Source organism: Roseburia sp. CLA-AA-H209 (assembly GCF_020687575.1).
GTDB classification, from domain to species: Bacteria; Bacillota; Clostridia; order Lachnospirales; family Lachnospiraceae; genus Roseburia_C; species Roseburia_C amylophila.
The window spans coordinates 70005-88332 of record NZ_JAJEQU010000012.1 but is presented as its reverse complement, the minus strand read 5'-3'; the positions used below and the strand labels follow the sequence as shown (position 1 = coordinate 88332).

Here is an 18328-nt window from a genome sequence, read left to right as displayed (position 1 = left end):
TAAGGTAAGAACAGTATGAATAATTTCAAAGAAAAAGCAATGAAAATAGTATTCTTACTCACAGCCAGTTTCTCCATACTGGCTGTTGCCTTAATCTGTGTTTTCCTTTTTGCAAATGGAATACCGGCAATCAAAGAAATCGGATTGCCGGATTTTCTGCTAGGTACAAAATGGAAACCGGGAAATAACCTCTACGGGATCTTCCCGATGATTTTAGGCAGTATCTATGTAACCGCCGGAGCAATTGTGGTGGGAGTACCAATTGGGATCTTAATGGCAATCTTTATGGCAAGATTTTGCCCGAAGAAGCTTCATAGCTTCTTAAAGCCGATGGTAGACCTGTTAGCAGGAATCCCGTCCATCGTATATGGATTCTTTGGTCTGGTAGTCATAGTACCATTTGTAAGAGAACATTTTAAAGGAAACGGAAACAGTATATTTACCGCATCGATCCTTCTTGGAATCATGATACTTCCAACCATAATCAGTGTATCGGAAGCTGCCATCCGTGCAGTACCGGAGCATTATTATGAAGGAGCACTGGCACTTGGCGCAACCCATGAGCGGAGTGTTTTTAAGACTGTGGTTCCGGCAGCAAAATCGGGAATTATGGCAGCAGTCATCTTAGGAATCGGCCGTGCCATTGGTGAGACCATGGCGGTTATGGTGGTAGTAGGTAACCAGGCGCGTATTCCAAACAGTATATTTAAGGGTGTACGTACCCTGACAACAAATATCGTAATTGAAATGGGTTATGCAACGGACCTGCACCGTGAGGCATTGATTGCAACCGGCGTTGTACTGTTTGTATTTATTCTTATTATCAATCTGGTATTTTCAATTGTAAAAGGAAAGGCGGATAAAGAATAATGACAAAATTCAAAGATAAAATGAATTCTTATAAAAAGCATCCGGGTTCCTTCCTTTTATTTCTGCTGGTAGTAGCAGCAGCAATTATAACAGTAGCAGTATTACTTTATCTGGTGGCGTACATATTGATTCACGGTGTGCCATATTTAAAACCAAGTCTTTTCGCACTGGAATATAATTCGGATAACGTATCCATGCTTCCGGCAATGATAAATACACTGGAAATGACGCTGTTTTCCCTGCTTTTTGCAGTGCCGCTTGGAATCGGAGCCGCAGTTTATCTGGTGGAATATGCATCGAAGGGAAGTAAACTGGTTAAAGTAGTCAGAATTACGGCAGAGACCTTAACGGGTATCCCTTCTATTATATACGGTCTGTTTGGTATGTTATTTTTCGTAACTTATCTGCACTGGGGTTATTCCATGTTAGCCGGTGCGGCAACCCTTGCCATTATGGTATTGCCGGTTATCATGCGAACCACAGAAGAGGCATTACTCTGTGTACCGGATACCTACCGGGAAGGAAGCTTTGGATTGGGGGCCGGAAGACTTCGTACCGTATTCCGTATCGTACTCCCATCTGCGATGCCTGGAATCTTGTCCGGAATCATTCTGGCAGTAGGACGAATTGTAGGAGAGACCGCAGCACTGATTTATACTGCAGGAACGGTAGCAGACCTTGCACCGAACCTGATGGCATCCGGACGAACCTTGGCCGTTCATATGTATTCACTTTCCAGAGAGGGCTTACATACCAATGAGGCTTATGCAACCGGCGTAGTTCTTCTGGTCATTGTATTACTGATAAATGGTGTATCAACTTTGATAGCCAGGAAATTCACGAAAGGAGATGGAGAAGTAAAATGAGTGAGCAGGCAAAATTTTCTGTCAAAGGACTTGACTTATATTACGGAGACTTCCACGCATTAAAAGATGTGAATCTTGATATCAATGCAAAAGAGATAACTGCATTTATCGGACCATCCGGTTGTGGAAAGTCTACATTTTTAAAAACATTAAACAGAATGAATGATTTGGTAGAGGGATGTAAGATTACCGGAGATGTAAGGTTAGACGGTGAAAATATTTACAGCGGCATGGATGTCAGCCAGCTTAGAAAACGTGTGGGAATGGTATTCCAGAAGCCGAATCCATTTCCGATGAGTATCTATGACAATATTGCATACGGCCCGAGGACCCACGGTATCCACAACAAAGCCAAATTAAATGAAATCGTGGAGACATCTCTGCGGCAGGCAGCTATCTGGGATGAAGTAAAAGACCGTCTGAATAAGAGTGCACTGGGCATGTCCGGTGGACAGCAGCAGAGACTTTGTATTGCAAGAGCGCTGGCAGTACAGCCGGAAGTAATCCTGATGGATGAGCCGACTTCGGCACTGGACCCGATTTCTACTTCCAAAATCGAGGATCTGGTAATCGAATTAAAAAAAGATTATACCATTATTATGGTAACTCATAATATGCAGCAGGCAACCCGTGTATCGGATAAAACAGTATTTTTCTTATTGGGAGAGATTATAGAGAGTGGAGATACCGAAAAATTATTCTCCGTTCCAACAGACAAACGGACAGAAGATTATATTACAGGGAGGTTCGGTTAAATGCGTAATCGTTTTGACAGACAGCTAGAACAGTTGAACAATGAATTAATCCAGATGGGAAGCATGATAGAGCATGCCATTGAAATGGCAGTTTCTGCCCTGGTAAACCAGGATACGGAAAAAGCCAAAAAAGCAATGGCATATGATGTGGAAATCGACCATCAGGAGCGTGATATTGAATCCTTATGCATGAAGCTTTTATTGCAGCAGCAGCCGGTAGCAAGAGATTTGCGTCTGATTTCTGCAGCATTAAAGATGATTACCGATATGGAGCGAATCGGTGACCATGCCGGTGATATTTCCGAGATGACACTGCTGATGTCTGATGAACCGTATATCATCAGCCCGGAAGAGATTCAGGGTATGGCAAAGGAAACCACAGACATGGTTATCAAGAGCATTGATGCCTTTGTAAAACGCGATATGGAGCTGGCAAAAAAAGTAATTGCACAGGATGATGTTGTGGATGACCTTTTTATGAAAGTAAAACAGGATTTAATCCAGATGATTAATAAGAGTGCAGAAAATGGCGAGCAGGCAGCAGATATCCTTATGGTAGCCAAATATTTTGAACGTATCGGCGACCATGCTACCAATATTGCGGAGTGGGTCATCTATTCCATTACGGGAAGTCATATTGACTAAAAATTCTTAGACAAAAGAGAAAAAATAAGTACATTTTTTACACTGCTTATACATAATTCTTACAAACTGATAAAATATCCTTGCAAAAAGTCTCTAAAGTGTATATGGTGTATATGTAAGACGAAAAATATGTAAAAAATTGAAAAGTCTATGCATATACGATGCATAAGGAGGACAAAATGGACATTTTTGGAATACTGACACTGATTGGAGGATTGGCCCTATTCCTGTATGGAATGGATGTTATGGGAGCTGGGCTGGAGAAAGTATCAGGAGGCAAGTTAGAGCGGATACTGGAGAAATTAACTTCCAATCCGCTCAAAGGAGTGCTGTTAGGAGCCGGAGTAACTGCTGTTATTCAGTCATCTTCAGCAACTACCGTAATGGTAGTTGGTTTTGTAAACTCCGGAATTATGAAACTTTCCCAGGCAATTGGTATTATCATGGGTGCCAATATCGGTACAACGATAACATCCTGGCTCTTAAGTCTGACCGGAATAGATAGTGGAAATGTATGGATTAATCTCTTAAAACCATCTTCTTTTACACCGGTTCTTGCGATGATAGGTATTGTTTTAATGATGACCGGAAAGAAAAGCAAGAAAGCTGATGTAGGGGAGATTTTATTAGGATTTGCAGTATTGATGACCGGAATGGAAAGTATGAGCGGAGCAGTAAAACCGTTGGCTGATGTTCCTGAATTTACCAATATACTGACTATGTTCCATAATCCAATTTTAGGAATTCTGGTAGGAGCACTTCTGACAGCGGTGATTCAGAGCTCGTCCGCATCTGTAGGTATACTGCAGGCACTGTCTGTAACAGGAGCATTTACTTATGGCTCAGTTATTCCGATTATTTTAGGACAGAATATCGGAACCTGTGTTACAGCTATGATTTCTTCTGTTGGAGCAAACCGGAATGCAAAGCGTACTGCTTTTGTGCATCTGTATTTTAATATTATTGGTACCGTATTGTTCCTGACATTATATAGTATTTTGAATGCAGTTATTCATTTCCCGTTTGCAAATGATACAGTTGGTGTAGCAGGAATTGCACTGATTCACAGTATCTTTAATATATTTGCAACTGTAGTTTTATTCCCGTTTACAAAGGGTCTGGAGAAGTTGGCATATCTGACACTTCCGATTACCGAAGAGGAAAAGAGCAAGAAAGAGGTACAGGAGTTCCCGTTATTAGACGACCGTTTCCTTGCAACACCATCTTTTGCCATTGAGCAGTGCCACAGCATGTCCATTGAGATGGCAAACCTTTCCAAGGATTCCTTCTTAGAAGCAATCGGACTTTTGGAGAATTATACACAGGAAGTAGCGGACGACATTATTGCAAAGGAAAATCTTGTAGATAAATACGAGGACAAGCTGAGGGCTTATCTGACGAAATTAAGCAGTCAGAATCTGACTTATGCAGACAGCCAGAATGTATCTACGCTGTTACATTGTATTACAGATTTTGAGCGTATTTCGGACCATGCAGCGAATATCGTAGATTCCATTATCGAGATGACAAAGAAGGAGCTGGTTTTCTCTAAGAAAGCAGAGGAAGAAATGCATGTATTTGGAAAAGCAGTAGAAGACATTCTCTGCCGTACCATGACTGCATACACTGCCGATGATGAAGAACTGGCTAAGACCGTAGAACCGTTAGAGCAGGTTATTGATGAATTAAATAAAGCAATTAAGAAACGACATATCAAACGTCTTCGGAAAGGAAAATGTTCTATCGAGTTAGGACTGGTGCTGGCAGATATCGTTACCAACTATGAGCGTGTATCCGACCATTGTTCCAATATTGCAGTCTGCCTGATCCAGGAACAGGATAAAGAGGTAGAAGAGCATGACCTGACGGCACATATGGATGAAGAAGACAACAGAAAATTTGCAGAGCAGATAAAAGAATATACAGAAAAATACGCTTTGCCGGAAAAATAAAAAAGCCGGGAGGAAAATGCAATGGCACTTATCTATATCGTAGAAGATGATATAAACATACGGGAAATCGAACGTTATGCACTAAAAAACAGTGGTTTTGAAGTAGAGGAATTTGATAACGGAAAAGATTTCTTCCAGAGAGTGGCAGAGCAGGCACCATCCCTGATGCTGTTAGATATTATGCTGCCGGGAGAGGATGGACTGGAAATTTTAAGCCGTGTCCGGAAAAATCCGGCAACAGAAAAGACTCCTGTGATTATGGTAACGGCAAAGACCACAGAGATTGATAAAGTCCGTGGACTGGATATGGGTGCAGATGATTATATCAGTAAGCCTTTTGGCGTTATGGAGCTGATTTCCAGAGTGAAAGCATTACTCCGCCGCACCGAAAAGGAAGATGATGGTGATACATTAGCCTGTGGAAGCATAGAGATTGATAATAAGCGTCACAGCGTAACCGTTCAGGGAGAAACCTGTGAGCTTACTTTTAAAGAATTTGAACTATTAAAATACCTTATGATAAACCAGGGCATTGTATTATCCCGTGACAAGCTGATGAATCAGGTCTGGGGATTTGAATACGAAGGAGAAAGCCGTACTGTAGATATGCACATAAAGACGCTCCGGCATAAGCTTGGCGATGGCGGGCAACAGATTAAAACCGTCCGTAATGTGGGCTATGTGATGGAGCCGTAGGAGCATTCATGAAGAAAAAAATAAATATACGATTTATTATGATAGCAGCGCTTGCCATTGTGGTCACAGCGCTGTCTGCTATGTTAGTGTATTATAATATTTTAAAAGAGCAGGTATTTGGAGATTTGAAAGCCTACGCCCATGTGATAGAGCTTTTGAATATAGATGACCTTGCAGCAGGAATAGAAAAAGACCCGTATAATCCCATCGATGATGACCTTCGAATCACATTGATTGGATCAGAAGGGGAAGTATTATATGAAAGTCTGTTAAATAAGGATGAGATGGACAATCATAATGAACGCCCGGAAATTATTGAAGCAAGGGAAAAAGGCGAAGGCGAAGCCATCCGTTACTCGGCCACTTCCGGAACCCATACCTTTTACTATGCGGAGCGTTTACAGAATGGAAATGTGCTTCGAATCGGAAGGGATTCCGTCAGTGTAAACCGTATTATGGTAAATACTTTAGTGATTGTACTGGTAATTGCACTTTGTATCCTCTTTGTCTGTATGGGAATTTCCCATTATCTGACGAAGAAGCTGGTAGAGCCTATCGAGAAGCTGGCAACGAATATTATGCTGGTGGATGTAAATAATGTATATGAAGAAATCCGTCCTTTTGTGAATACAATTAAGGAGCAGCACGTCAATATTATCAATAATGCGCAGCTTCGCCAGGAATTTACCGCGAACGTATCCCATGAATTAAAGACACCGCTGACGGCAATTTCCGGTTATGCGGAGTTAATCGGAAACGGAATGACCGGTAAAGAGGATACCATCCGTTTCTCTAATGAGATACATTCCAATGCCAACCGGCTGTTAAGCCTGATTAATGATATTATAAAGCTTTCAGAACTGGATGAAGCAGACCACCAGATGGAAATGGAAAGAATCGACCTTTATAAACTGGCGGAGAACTGTGTGCAGATGATGCAGGTGACTGCGGAAAAGCAGGGAATCAGACTTATTCTGCAGGGAGAGAGTACCATGGTCATGGCAAATAAGGGGCTGATGGATGAAGTCTTTTATAATCTTTGCAGCAATGCCATCCGCTATAATAAGCCAGGCGGAAGTGTCACAGTAACGGTAGGAACAAAGGATGAGCGTCCGTTCTTAAGTGTAGCGGATACCGGAATCGGAATTCCAAAGGAATGCCAGGAACGTGTATTTGAGCGGTTTTACCGGGTAGATAAGAGCCGTTCGAAATCCACCGGCGGAACAGGACTTGGACTTGCCATTGTAAAGCACATTGTGGCACAGCATAATGCTGCCCTTCACTTAGACAGTGAGCTGGATGAGGGAACCACCATAGAAATTGTATTTTAGGAAGAACAAGAATGGAAAGAATTGACATAAATTATCATTTAGCGTATATTTGAATAACAATCCGTGAGGGAGTAGTTCGCGTGAATACGTGATTTGTCAACAACCTCGGTCTGATGAAGGCCTGGCAAATCTTAATGAATGAGACTCATGTATGCAGCACAGGATAACTGCATACATGCAGTCTCATTTTAAATATACTATCGGAGGAAATTGTGTTTATGGTAATGTTCTTTACACTCTTACTGATGGGAGTCGGATTGGCAATGGATGCTTTTGCAGTGTCTATTTGTAAGGGACTTTCCATGCGGAAGGTAAACAAAAAGCAATGTCTTGTAATTGGCTTATTCTTCGGAGGATTCCAGGCACTGATGCCATTTATTGGCTGGGTACTGGGAAGCCAGTTTGAACAGTATATTACAAGCATTGACCACTGGATTGCATTTATCCTGTTAGGATTTATCGGTGGAAAAATGGTAGTGGAAGCAATCCGGGAAAAGGATGAAGCAGTAGAAGTCGGGAAAATGGATCCGCCATTGGATTTCAAAGAGATGTTTATTCTGGCAATCGCAACCAGCATCGATGCCCTTGCCGTTGGAATCACATTTGCATTTCTGCAGGTGCCAATCGTTGAGGCAGTTTCCATCATCGGGATTACGACCTTTGTGATTTCTGTCATTGGTGTGTATGTAGGAAACTTCTTTGGAAACAGATATAAGAAGAAGGCGGAATTGGCTGGCGGTATAATTCTTATCTTAATCGGACTTAAGATTTTGCTGGAGCATCTTGGAATTTTGGCATTTTAAAAGAAGGAGGAATATAATATGACAACAATCTGGACATATGTATTACTGGTAGTTGGTTTTGTACTGTTAATTAAAGGAGCAGATTTCTTTGTAGAAGGAAGTTCGGGAATTGCAAAGAAATTAAAGGTGCCATCGTTGATTATCGGACTTACGATAGTGGCAATGGGAACATCCCTGCCGGAATGTGCCGTCAGTGTGGCAGCATCTATTTCCGGAAACAATGCCCTGGCAGTCAGTAATGTAGTTGGCTCAAATATCTTTAACCTGATGGTGGTTTGTGGTTTCTGTGCCGTAATTACACCACTTGCAGTAGGAAAAAGGACCTTAAAGCAGGAATTTCCGTTTTCTGTGCTTATGGCAGCCCTGCTTTTAGTGCTGGGTTACATTGGAATGAGCGTTGGCAGAATAGATGGTGTGATTTTATTGATTTTCTTTGCTCTCTTCATGTTCTGGATGGTGCATTCTGCATTAAAGGCAAGAACAGCAGGAATTACAACAGATGCTTCTGAAGAAGCAGATGAGATTGAACGTGCAAAGCCAATCCCGGTATGGCTCTGTCTTGTATACATTGTAGGTGGAGCAGCAGCCATTGCATTTGGTGGCGACATGGTAGTAGACAGTGCGTCTGCTATTGCAGCAGCATTCGGGTTGAGCCAGAATTTAATCGGGCTTACGATAGTAGCAATGGGAACGTCATTACCGGAGCTGGTAACCTCTATTGTGGCAGCCCGTAAAAATGAAGTAGATATGGCTTTGGGAAATGTCATTGGTTCTAATATTTTCAATATCCTTTTTGTTCTTGGTATTGCCGCAGCCATAAGTCCGGTCGCCTTTATCATGGAAAATGTGATTGATATTGTAATCTTAATTGCAATGAGCATAATGGTACTGCTGTTTGCCTGGAGCAGGCAGAAAATAAACCGCATTGAAGGAGCAATTATGCTGCTTTCCTATGCGGGATATATGGTCTATATCTGTATGAGATAATATATTTGATAAGAAATAAGAAGCCCGTTTTTGTGGGCTTCTTATTGTGTTATGCGCGCAGCAAAAATATCTGTAAGAAGCTGCCGGTGGCAGATTCTGCAGGATGCTGACTAATTTTCCGATTCTTCTAACTGGGAAAGTACATTGTTAAGCTGGAAGGTGGAGCTGTCTATCAGGTCCGGAATGGAACCTAAGTATTCCAGATGAAAGCCGGCATAGCGGAAGAAATAGGTTGTTCTTAATCCATCATCCGGGATGGCAAGCTCGATATATTCATCTGTTGTATCAAGGTCAATGAGATAATATTCATTTGTTATATCGGAGGCAGCACTGCGGGACAGTGTAAAGTTGCCATCATAAAGCATTTCAGAATAATCTGTTCCATCTACCGTCAGGGTAGAAGAAAGCATTCCCGTTTCTTCGTTGTAAGTGGTGTCATAGTAGACGGCATCCATTTCTCCGTTTCCATCCATATCTGCAGAAACAGCAGACCCCATTAAAGCGTTCAGCTGAAAATTACCGGTGTAATGATATTCAGCCTTCAGGGCATTCAGCTGCTGATAAGGAACGGAAAATAAAAGTGTACCGGAATAAGACGGTGTAATAGCACCATGATTGGCGATAAAGGTAATACCGCCTTTGGTAAAATACCAGTTGCCATCCCTCAGTACATGTTCTAAAAGGTTCGAAGATACATCGGAGCCGTCATGTTTGGCAAGCTGGCTGATTTTGTTGTAGTTCGGTAACAAAAGCTGCTGGTTAATAAAAGAAAGTGCACTGTTTATCAGGGCATTGGAATCTGTAGCAATATCAGAAAGAGAAAGTGTTTCACCATTTTCCAGATCATAATTAAACCCACCATAAGCAGCACTGTGGGTCTCCTCACTGGTAAATTCTTTTCTGGTACTCTCAAAAGAGATAATCCGGCTGTCCTGTCTGGTACAGGAAAAATCCTCATCTAAGTGATAGGCGGAAAAGGAATCCGGTGACTCAGCAAAAGAAATTCTTGCGGAAAGCAGACTTTCTAATCGGGCATCCTGGAAAGCATCCAGTTCTTCGTTTAAAGATTGTGTAATGGTTTTGGAAATCTTCGGATGACCGTCTATGGTCACCATGGGTTTCTGATAGGAGGTATATAATAAAACAGTAGATAAATCATCGGCATGATAAGTCTCTGTTTTGGAATTAAATGTTATTGTTACCGGGTCATTCCGGGACTGTTCTGTTGATTCTTCTGTAGCGTCCGGCTGTTCACTGCCGGAATCCGTCTGTACAGAAGACTGTTTCTTCCCACCACATCCGCAAAAGACCAGGGTGGCAATACAAATCAGGGCAATAAATCTTTGCTTCATAGATATCTCCTTGTGGTTCGCATTCGTACCTAGAGTATAGCACATTTTATCTGGAAAAATCTTTAAAAAAGAATGAAGTTTTCCGGGGAAAGCGTTAGGGGGTGAAAGAAGCGTAATGTCCGTGCTGTTCAGTGAGTCCGAATGCAACATAAGGGCGGCAAGGGGCACTAAGAATTTCGAAGGGATATGAGATTGGCTGGCAACCGGCGCAAATTCACATCCATGTTCATCTGCGCCTCACCGGCACGTCCCTGTGCCGGCGTTGCCTGGCATTATCCGAAATTCCAAGTGCCCCTAGCTGCTCTTATCATGCATCTGCACTTTGCTGAACAACACGGACATTCGGTATTCTTAGTGCCCCTAGCAGCCCTTATATCGCGTCCGGACTCGATAAACGGTGGGAATATCCATTTCGTATAAACTTTATTCTTTTTTAAGATTCGCCCAATTGAAAAGCAATATCAAGAGGTATATAATCAGGTAAAGTGCGGACGCGCAGGGGAATATAGTAAGAACAGGAGGATACACAATGGATTTTTTTGACCGCATGGGAGAGAAACTGGTAACTGCAGGAAAGGATGTCACACAGAAGGCAAAAGATTTATCCGGAACTGCAAAGTTAAACTTTGACATCAAGGCAAAAGAGGATTTTATTGAAAAGCAGTATGCACAGATTGGAAAGCTTTATTATGAAGACCACAAGGAAGAAGCAGATGGTGCATATGGACAGCAGATGCAGGCAATTGCAGAGGCATTTGCAGCAATTGACCATATGAAAGAGGAAGTATTAAAGATTAAAGGAGCGCGTCAGTGCCCGCAGTGTGGTGCAACCGTTCCGGAGGACACCGAGTTCTGTGGAAAATGTGGAGCAAAACTGAATATCTTTGAAGATTAGTGGACAACCTACCCATTTGTTTTGAGAAAATCATACCAATGGAACGATGAATAAGGTACGCTCCGCTGTAAACCGGATTGTGGAGAATTCTGCCGAACAGGCAGAAAATTCAAAGAGTACTTCTGAGCATATGCGTCTGATGGGAGAAAATATTACAGAGACTTCCGCAGAGGTAGAAGCTTTAAACAGCAATGCGGAATTCATGCATCAATCCAGTGAAAAAGCAGCAGAAACGGATTTACTTAGTCTGAATGCATCCATTGAGGCAGCCAGAGCCGGTGAAAGCGGCAGGAGATCATTGTGAGCCAGAGCGAGAGCATGCAGGATACCCAGAAGGTAGTGGAAGAGGTTGTAGATACCTTTAAGCAGGTATACATGAGCGCAGAGCAGCTTCGTGAGATTGCTGACCAGCTGGCAGGAAGCGTACAGTATTTCCATGTGGAATAAATATACAACCATAGCAATTCTAAAATTGTGAAAAAGTGCCTTTGAAATTGCAGACTGAAAAGTTTATCATAAAAAGCGAAAATATGTGGTGTCAGAGGTGAGAAAATGTATCCAATTGGAGCATATATTGTAAAATCAACAAATGGAGTATGCAAAATAAAGGACATTGTAAATCCGGATTTTGTAGCAGATTCCAACAAATTGTATTATAAAGCTAATCTATCAGAGGAAAAAGACGCGCCAGGAGCAGGGAAAGAAAACAACTACAGTAGATGGACGTTATTTTAATCTGGCAGAAAATCTTCTGTATTCTGAACTTGAATTAGTATTGCAGAAAAATAAAGATGAGATTTACCAGATGATAAAGGCAATTTGTGAAGCTTAAGGATATCGGATGGTCCGGTTGCAAAGGTTGACTTTTCAAATAAATTGTGTTAGTTTTACACCTAGATGATAAACGCAAGGAAGAAGAGAGTACATTTATCGGAATTGTACAGAGAGTTCCAATAAACCGCAGGGTTTAGCTGAGATGGAATCAAGGGTGATAGATGGAAGATGGCTTTGGAGTGGCGGGGCTGAATCTTAAGAGACAAAGCTTCGACAGGACCGCCTGTTATAGCGGGAAGTATTGCAGGATACTTCATGAGGCACATATTGTAAGGTATGTGTAAAATAGAAGTGGTAACACGGATAACACCCGTCTTCTTTCATTAGAAGGCGGGATTTTTTTTCGCGAGTAGCGATGAAAATGCCGTGCTCGCACGAGCATTTGAGGAGCACCGCGAAAACCTGTGAAACGAAGTTTCTCAGGTCGCGAGTAGCGAAAGGCAGCTCGCAGGAACACTTGAGAAATACCGTAAAACCTGTGAAACGAAGTTTCTCAGGTCGCGAGTAGCGAAGCGGCTCGCAGGAACGCTTGAGGAGCACCAAAAGTATAAAAAGGAGAATGAAGATGAGCAGCAAAGGAAAGTTTTACATGACCACCGCGATTGCCTACACATCAGGTAAACCGCACATTGGAAACACTTATGAGATTGTACTGGCAGACGCAATCGCAAGATACAAAAGACTGGAAGGCTATGATGTATATTTCCAGACCGGTACCGATGAACATGGACAGAAGATTGAATTAAAGGCAGAGGAAAAAGGAATTACACCGAAGCAGTTCGTAGACGAAGTTGCCGGAGAAGTAAAGAGAATCTGGGATTTGATGAATACTTCTTATGATAATTTCGTGCGTACTACCGATGAAGACCATGAGACACAGGTTAAGAAGATTTTTAAGAAACTTTATGATAAAGGTGATATTTATAAGGGTTCCTATGAGGGACTTTATTGTACTCCGTGTGAGTCTTTCTGGACGGAGTCCCAGTTAGTAGATGGAAAATGTCCGGACTGTGGCCGTGAAGTGCAGCCGGCAAAAGAAGAAGCATACTTCTTTAAAATGAGCAAATATGCAGACCGCTTAATCGAGCATATCAACACTCATCCGGAATTTATTCAGCCGGTATCCCGTAAAAATGAGATGATGAACAACTTCTTACTTCCGGGACTTCAGGATTTGTGCGTATCCAGAACCTCATTTTCCTGGGGAATTCCGGTAGACTTTGATCCAAAGCATGTAGTATACGTATGGCTGGATGCACTGACCAACTACATTACCAAGATTGGATATGATGCAGATGGCAATTCTTCCGATTTATTCAAAAAGAACTGGCCGGCAGATTTACATCTGATTGGAAAAGACATCATCCGTTTCCATACTATTTACTGGCCGATTTTCTTAATGGCATTAGACCTGCCACTGCCAAAGCAGGTATTTGGACATCCATGGCTCTTACAGGGTGGCGAGAAAATGAGCAAATCCAGGGGAAATGTAATCTATGCTGATGATATGGTAGACCTCTTTGGTGTAGATGCAACCCGTTATTTCGTATTGCATGAGATGCCATTTGAAAATGATGGAATCATTACCTGGGAGCTGGTTGTAGAGCGTTTCAATTCCGACCTTGCCAACATCCTTGGAAACCTGGTAAGCCGTACCATTTCCATGAGCAATAAATATTTTGACGGTGTCGTAAAGAGCACCGGAGTCACAGAAGAAGTAGATAATGACTTGAAGGCAGTCGTAACCGGCGCAAGAGATAAGATTGCAGATAAGATGTCCGGACTTCGTGTGGCAGATGCCATTACAGAAGTATTTAACGTATTCCGCCGCTGCAACAAATATATTGATGAAACAGCCCCTTGGGTACTGGCAAAGGATGAAGCAAAGAAAGACCGCTTAAGCGAAGTGCTTTATAATCTGATCGAGTCCATCGCTATCGGCGCAAGCCTTTTAGCAAGCTTCCTACCGGAGACTGCAGAGAAAATCGCAGCGCAGCTTAATACAGGACTGCGTGGATTTGATGAGCTGAATCAGTTTGGACTTTATCCAAATGATAATAAAGTAACGGAGAAACCGGAGATTCTCTTCGCAAGATTAGACCCGAAGGAAGTAATGCCGAAGGTAGAAGCAATCCGCGCTGCCCAGAAAGCAGAATTCGAAGCAGAGCAGAAAGCATTAGGTAAAGAAGTTGAGACAGAAGCAAAAGCAGATGCCGCTGTCATCGACATTGAGCCAAAGGAAGAAATCACTTATGATGATTTTATGAAAATGCAGTTCCAGGTTGGTGAAATCATCGAGTGTAAGGCAGTAGAGAAATCCAAGAAATTACTGTGTTCACAGGTAAGAATCGGAAGCCAGATAAAACAGATTGTATCCGGTATCCGCAAACAGTACACACCGGAAGAAATGGTCGGTAAGAAAGTTATGGTATTAGTAAACTTAAAACCGGCAAAACTTGCAGGTGTATTATCTGAAGGAATGTTACTTTGCGCAGAGGATGAAAATGGAGAATTAGCACTTCTGACACCGGAAAAGGATATGCCGGCAGGAGCAGAAATCTGCTAATTATAAGATTTTCAGATTAGCTATATAAAGAACCCCCGGAAGAACCATTGCAAATTGGTTTTTCCGGGGGTTCTATTATGCGTTGCGGCTGCGTTTCTGGTATTTGCTGGAAACCAGATAAATACAGAATATTGCGACGAAGAAGCCAAACTGGATACCGATAAAGCGCCAGTATTTTGCGGTGGTAAGTATTTCATCTGATATGCCGCCCAGCATGGAATTGAGGCGGATATACCAGTAGGTTGGAAGAAAATGCGCCACAGCAAGAACACCTTTTCCCAAAAGGTATTGCGGAACGAAGATTCCGGAGAGGAAACTCAATCCCAGGGAGGCAACATTTGCAATCATACTGAGGGACTGCTGTTTGAGTGCAAAAGTACTTACAAGGAGCGTAAGTGCTATGGAAAACAGCAGAACCATGGCACTGTTTAAAAGAGAGTGGAGTCCGTTTATCGAGAACAGAGTGTCTGGTCCGTAGATAAAAAGTGCAGTCAGGATAAAGAGCAGCCATACAAAGAGACTGAATACGATACATCCTAAAGTAATCTGCGCATTTCTGGACTTTAAGGAAAGAGAGGAGCAGGAAATCCTTGCACCTAAATCTTTCTGGTTAAAGGTCATCAGAATCGGAGTCATACCAAGTAACAGCATATTAATGAGCACATAAGGAAGATACTGGAAGAAATAGGTAAGTCCAATCTGTGCACCATCCGTTTCCTTTTCTTCAAGGTTAAGAACCGTAGTATCGTTTCCTTTGGAAAGTGATTCACTGGATTTTGTTACTGCTTCGGAAAGAGAGAAGCCACCAGCCATAAATAAGCGGACACTGGAAAGATACTCAGTTACCTGCTGGTCTACAAAATAGCCATTGGAGTTGTCCTTTCGCATGGAAACCGGAAGGAAATCTCTGGCATCAGAATCAGTAAGCTGTTCTTCAAAGCCTTCCGGGATGGTTAAAATATAGTCAACATTTTGATAATAAAGGGCATCCTGTAAGGTCATAGTATCCGTATCCTTTAAAGTGACCGGATTGTGCATGGAGGAAAGATAATCACTTAAAGCGTGGCTTGCAGTGCTGTCATCCTCGTCAATAATATAAATGTCTGCCTTTGTGGCAGTAAAAGAAGTTTCATGGTCGGATGCTCCGATTTTACTCATGGCAATTACAATAACGGTAAAAATAATATAGTATAAAAGCACAGAAGGAAATTTCTTCTTTGCAATTTTCAGAAAAGTTTTAAATACTTGCATATTTTTTCCTCCTTGTCAGTAAGAATCCACCCAAACAGAAGAGAGCGGAAATGCCAATCAGTGTCAGAATACATTGGTAATACTGGTTTAGGTTATCCTGAATGCCCAGTGTATAGAAGGCACGGGAAATCAGGGCAGCCGGTGAAATCCGGTTGATAACCGGACAGGTATTCTCGACAATGATCCACATATTTCCAACCATAAGCCCGCTTAAGAAGCAAAGCAGCAGACTGCCGGAGACAAGAATGCCCTGTTTCGTTCCCTCGGAAAAGGCTCCGATGGCACCTACGAAAAAGCCCATGGCAGTTCCGGTCAGACAGCCGACAAATACCGTCAGGATTGCCAGTGGGAGATGGTAGGTTAAATCAATCTTAAGCACCAGTACAATAAATGCAAAGGAAACCAGATTACAGATAAACTGGAATATCACATTGGAAAAAAGCTCTGCTATAATGACCTTCATTTTATGAACCGGAGAGACATTGCGTCTTGCACCAATAGCGGAGAGATTTCCCTGGTTATTGAGGGAAACATACAGTCCGGAAAGGCTGGTAAAGAGGCATGCCATAGCCATCAGATTGTAAAAGTACTGTGTATAAGTATCGGTATTATGTTTGTTTAAAGAAACTTCTTTGGTATAAGTAACCTGCTCAGAGAGACTTTGAAGCAGTGCTTCTAAGTTCTCCGGGTGATTTTTTGCAGTATCCGCAATGGCAGAAACCGAGGAATTGTACTGCTTTACAAATGCCTGCAAAATACTCTGATTCATGCGGACGGTATCAGAGCTGGAAGAAGAAACCGTAAGGGAAAGTGTGACTGTATCAGATGCAGAATCATCTGTATACAAAATGCCATCCACCGTCTGATCCTTTAACAGGGAAACGGCTTTTTCTTCTGTGCAGTAGGTTGGAACAAAGAGGGCAACTCCATCTTTCAATTCCGTTTTTTCTAAAAAGGTCTTGATATTTTTTAATGCATCCGAATTATTTTCTTCTACAACAGCAATGGAAACCGGCTTTTGTATTTCGGAACTGCTGATATTGGAAAATGCTACCTTGAACATAATGCCAAGCAGAATCGGAAAAAGCAGTATCCAGAACATCTGCTCCCTATTTCTAAGGAGAATCCGGAAATGATATTTCATGATTTGAAGCATATCTTTCTCCTCCTAGTCTCTTAATTCTTTGCCGGTAATCTCTAAGAATACGTCATTTAAGGTCGGAAGCTCGGAATACACTTTTCCGAAGGTAATCTCATGCTGCTGCAGATAATCCAGCACATGAATGAGATTGTGGCTTCCACCGCTGCATAAAACGGTCAGCATGTGATTTTCGTAAGTCACTTCATAAACATGTTTTAAAGCACGGATTTCATCAATTGCTGCATCCGGCAGGTCTAAGATATCAATGGAAATGCTTTCGCTCTTCTTAATCATCTGCTTTAATTCATCCTTCGTGCCGATGGCAAGATTTTTTCCTTTGTCCATAATGGCAATCCGGGAACAAATCTGCTCCACCTCTTCCATGTAATGGGAAGTGTAAATGATGGTGGCACCGTTCCGGTTCAGCTCCACGATTCCCTCAAGAATCTTATTCCGGCTCTGCGGGTCAACGGCAACGGTCGGCTCATCCATGATAATCAGCTTTGGTTTATGGGCAATGCCGCAGGCAATATTTAACCGCCTTAAAAGTCCGCCGGATAATTTCTTCGGAAAGAATTTACGGAAATCATCTAAGCCTACAAAAGCAATGGCTTCCTCTACATACTGTTTCCGGAGTGCTTTATCTTTTACATAAAGCCCACAGAAATAATCAATGTTTTCATATACCGTCAGTTCATCCACTACGGCAACGTTCTGCATAACAACGCCGATTTGCCGCTTCAGGTCATAACTATCCGGGTTCATCTTTTTCCCAAATACTTCAATGTTTCCTTTGTCATAGGAAAGCAGGGAAAGAAGGCAGTTGATGGTCGTAGTCTTGCCGGAACCGTTTGGACCGAGCAGACCGAAAATCTCACCTTCTTCAATTTCTAAGTTAAAGTGGTCTAATGCTACAAGCTCTTTGTAGCGTTTCACCAGGTTTTCTATTTTTACAACTGGGGTACTCATAGGTTTCCTCCTTTTTTAGGTTGATTGGTTGTGCAGGCGATTGCGAGAGGAGAAAAGAAATTTATAAAAACTGTTTTGCTGTGTTACATCAAAAGCACTGGAGTGTTCGTCGAAACTGGATACTGCATGATGCTTGAAAAGGGGCACTAAGAATTTCGAAACATGAGTAGTTTTTTCGGCAACCGGCGCAAATTCGCATCCATGTTCATATGCGCCTCGCCGGTACATCCCTGTACCGGCGTTGCCGGATATTGGGCGAAATTCCAAGTGCCCCTAACAAGCCTCATAAGGTATCCGTATTCCGATGAACGCTCCAGCGCTTTTGCCAGACATTGGCAAGCCAGCTTCTTTATGAAATTTTCTCTTCTCGCAATCGCCTATAAACTAAGTATAGGGGAAGCGGGTGCAGAAGATA

18 protein-coding genes are annotated in these 18328 nt (G+C 42.3%); 14 read left to right on the top strand and 4 right to left on the bottom strand.

All coding sequences use genetic code 11. From position 1 onward, the window contains the following. Nucleotides 1–15: 15 nt before the first annotated feature. From pstC to LKD41_RS11650, 9 genes are all read left to right on the top strand, one after another. A complete protein-coding gene (gene pstC / locus LKD41_RS11690; protein WP_022244257.1) occupies nt 16–870 on the top strand; it encodes a phosphate ABC transporter permease subunit PstC in 855 nt (284 codons plus the stop codon). After that, complete coding sequence (gene pstA / locus LKD41_RS11685) at nt 870–1736, top strand: phosphate ABC transporter permease PstA (RefSeq protein WP_227701269.1); 867 nt, start codon at nt 870–872, stop codon at nt 1734–1736. The genes pstC and pstA overlap by 1 nt, the downstream gene beginning before the upstream one ends. After that, on the top strand, nt 1733–2491 hold the full coding sequence (gene pstB / locus LKD41_RS11680) for a phosphate ABC transporter ATP-binding protein PstB (protein WP_117697924.1): 759 nt from the start codon (nt 1733–1735) through the stop codon (nt 2489–2491). Before pstA ends, pstB begins: the two co-directional genes overlap by 4 nt. Then, nucleotides 2492–3136 carry a phosphate signaling complex protein PhoU gene (phoU, locus tag LKD41_RS11675; protein ID WP_227701268.1) on the top strand — a complete coding sequence of 215 codons (645 nt, stop codon included), beginning with the start codon at nt 2492–2494 and terminating at the stop codon, nt 3134–3136. It begins immediately after the preceding gene. A 179-nt stretch (nt 3137–3315) separates the two neighbouring features. Next, nucleotides 3316–5088 carry a Na/Pi cotransporter family protein gene (locus LKD41_RS11670; RefSeq protein ID WP_227701267.1) on the top strand — a complete coding sequence of 591 codons (1773 nt, stop codon included), beginning with the start codon at nt 3316–3318 and terminating at the stop codon, nt 5086–5088. 21 nt (nt 5089–5109) lie between these two features. Then, nucleotides 5110–5784, top strand: coding sequence for a response regulator transcription factor (locus LKD41_RS11665; protein ID WP_227701266.1), 675 nt, complete (start codon nt 5110–5112; stop codon nt 5782–5784). A gap of 8 nt (nt 5785–5792) precedes the next feature. Then, entirely contained in the window at nt 5793–7115 is a 1323-nt protein-coding gene (locus LKD41_RS11660) for a sensor histidine kinase (RefSeq protein WP_227701265.1), read from the top strand. A gap of 218 nt (nt 7116–7333) precedes the next feature. After that, on the top strand, nt 7334–7918 hold the full coding sequence (locus LKD41_RS11655) for a manganese efflux pump MntP (RefSeq protein WP_227701281.1): 585 nt from the start codon (nt 7334–7336) through the stop codon (nt 7916–7918). Between the two features lie 18 nt (nt 7919–7936). Continuing rightward, complete coding sequence (locus tag LKD41_RS11650) at nt 7937–8905, top strand: calcium/sodium antiporter (RefSeq protein ID WP_227701264.1); 969 nt, start codon at nt 7937–7939, stop codon at nt 8903–8905. A gap of 110 nt (nt 8906–9015) precedes the next feature. Here the strand turns inward: LKD41_RS11650 and LKD41_RS11645 are convergent, their stop codons facing one another. Next, nucleotides 9016–10257, bottom strand: coding sequence for an RsiV family protein (locus LKD41_RS11645; protein WP_227701263.1), 1242 nt, complete (start codon nt 10255–10257; stop codon nt 9016–9018). Nucleotides 10258–10786: 529 nt separating this feature from the next. Between LKD41_RS11645 and LKD41_RS11640 the strand changes: the two genes are divergently transcribed. The 5 genes from LKD41_RS11640 (at nt 10787) to metG (ending at nt 14552) form a co-directional block, all read left to right on the top strand. Continuing rightward, entirely contained in the window at nt 10787–11152 is a 366-nt protein-coding gene (locus LKD41_RS11640; protein WP_022244247.1) for a zinc ribbon domain-containing protein, read from the top strand. A 46-nt stretch (nt 11153–11198) separates the two neighbouring features. Continuing rightward, on the top strand, nt 11199–11456 hold the full coding sequence (locus LKD41_RS11635; RefSeq protein WP_227701262.1) for a hypothetical protein: 258 nt from the start codon (nt 11199–11201) through the stop codon (nt 11454–11456). Continuing rightward, the gene (locus tag LKD41_RS11630) at nt 11453–11599 is read left to right on the top strand and encodes a hypothetical protein (protein ID WP_227701261.1); all 147 of its coding nucleotides are present in this window, start codon (nt 11453–11455) and stop codon (nt 11597–11599) included. Before LKD41_RS11635 ends, LKD41_RS11630 begins: the two co-directional genes overlap by 4 nt. Before the next feature lie 105 nt (nt 11600–11704). Next, complete coding sequence (locus LKD41_RS11625; RefSeq protein ID WP_227701260.1) at nt 11705–11887, top strand: hypothetical protein; 183 nt, start codon at nt 11705–11707, stop codon at nt 11885–11887. Nucleotides 11888–12551: 664 nt separating this feature from the next. Next, nucleotides 12552–14552, top strand: a complete 2001-nt coding sequence (gene metG / locus LKD41_RS11620) for a methionine--tRNA ligase (RefSeq protein WP_227701259.1) — start codon at nt 12552–12554, stop codon at nt 14550–14552. Between the two features lie 75 nt (nt 14553–14627). Here metG and LKD41_RS11615 read toward each other — a convergent pair whose 3' ends face one another. The 3 genes from LKD41_RS11615 to LKD41_RS11605 are packed head-to-tail and all read right to left on the bottom strand — an operon-like array spanning nt 14628 to nt 17913. After that, entirely contained in the window at nt 14628–15803 is a 1176-nt protein-coding gene (locus LKD41_RS11615; protein ID WP_227701258.1) for an ABC transporter permease, read from the bottom strand. Then, nucleotides 15790–16959: an ABC transporter permease gene (locus LKD41_RS11610; RefSeq protein WP_227701257.1), complete on the bottom strand. Its 1170-nt coding sequence runs from the start codon at nt 16957–16959 to the stop codon at nt 15790–15792. Before LKD41_RS11610 ends, LKD41_RS11615 begins: the two co-directional genes overlap by 14 nt. 12 nt (nt 16960–16971) lie before the next feature. Continuing rightward, the gene (locus LKD41_RS11605) at nt 16972–17913 is read right to left on the bottom strand and encodes an ABC transporter ATP-binding protein (RefSeq protein WP_117697909.1); all 942 of its coding nucleotides are present in this window, start codon (nt 17911–17913) and stop codon (nt 16972–16974) included. Nucleotides 17914–18328: the final 415 nt, after the last annotated feature.

Coding starts and splice junctions, on each gene's coding strand:
- LKD41_RS11645 (WP_227701263.1), bottom strand. CDS start 10,257: ATGAAGCAAAGATTTATTGCCCTGATTTGTATTGCCACCCTGGTCTTT.
- pstC (WP_022244257.1), top strand. CDS start 16: ATGAATAATTTCAAAGAAAAAGCAATGAAAATAGTATTCTTACTCACA.
- LKD41_RS11635 (WP_227701262.1), top strand. CDS start 11,199: ATGAATAAGGTACGCTCCGCTGTAAACCGGATTGTGGAGAATTCTGCC.
- LKD41_RS11615 (WP_227701258.1), bottom strand. CDS start 15,803: ATGCAAGTATTTAAAACTTTTCTGAAAATTGCAAAGAAGAAATTTCCT.
- metG (WP_227701259.1), top strand. CDS start 12,552: ATGAGCAGCAAAGGAAAGTTTTACATGACCACCGCGATTGCCTACACA.
- LKD41_RS11670 (WP_227701267.1), top strand. CDS start 3,316: ATGGACATTTTTGGAATACTGACACTGATTGGAGGATTGGCCCTATTC.
- LKD41_RS11650 (WP_227701264.1), top strand. CDS start 7,937: ATGACAACAATCTGGACATATGTATTACTGGTAGTTGGTTTTGTACTG.
- LKD41_RS11660 (WP_227701265.1), top strand. CDS start 5,793: ATGAAGAAAAAAATAAATATACGATTTATTATGATAGCAGCGCTTGCC.
- pstA (WP_227701269.1), top strand. CDS start 870: ATGACAAAATTCAAAGATAAAATGAATTCTTATAAAAAGCATCCGGGT.
- LKD41_RS11655 (WP_227701281.1), top strand. CDS start 7,334: ATGGTAATGTTCTTTACACTCTTACTGATGGGAGTCGGATTGGCAATG.
- phoU (WP_227701268.1), top strand. CDS start 2,492: ATGCGTAATCGTTTTGACAGACAGCTAGAACAGTTGAACAATGAATTA.
- LKD41_RS11610 (WP_227701257.1), bottom strand. CDS start 16,959: ATGCTTCAAATCATGAAATATCATTTCCGGATTCTCCTTAGAAATAGG.
- LKD41_RS11640 (WP_022244247.1), top strand. CDS start 10,787: ATGGATTTTTTTGACCGCATGGGAGAGAAACTGGTAACTGCAGGAAAG.
- LKD41_RS11605 (WP_117697909.1), bottom strand. CDS start 17,913: ATGAGTACCCCAGTTGTAAAAATAGAAAACCTGGTGAAACGCTACAAA.
- LKD41_RS11625 (WP_227701260.1), top strand. CDS start 11,705: ATGTATCCAATTGGAGCATATATTGTAAAATCAACAAATGGAGTATGC.
- LKD41_RS11665 (WP_227701266.1), top strand. CDS start 5,110: ATGGCACTTATCTATATCGTAGAAGATGATATAAACATACGGGAAATC.
- pstB (WP_117697924.1), top strand. CDS start 1,733: ATGAGTGAGCAGGCAAAATTTTCTGTCAAAGGACTTGACTTATATTAC.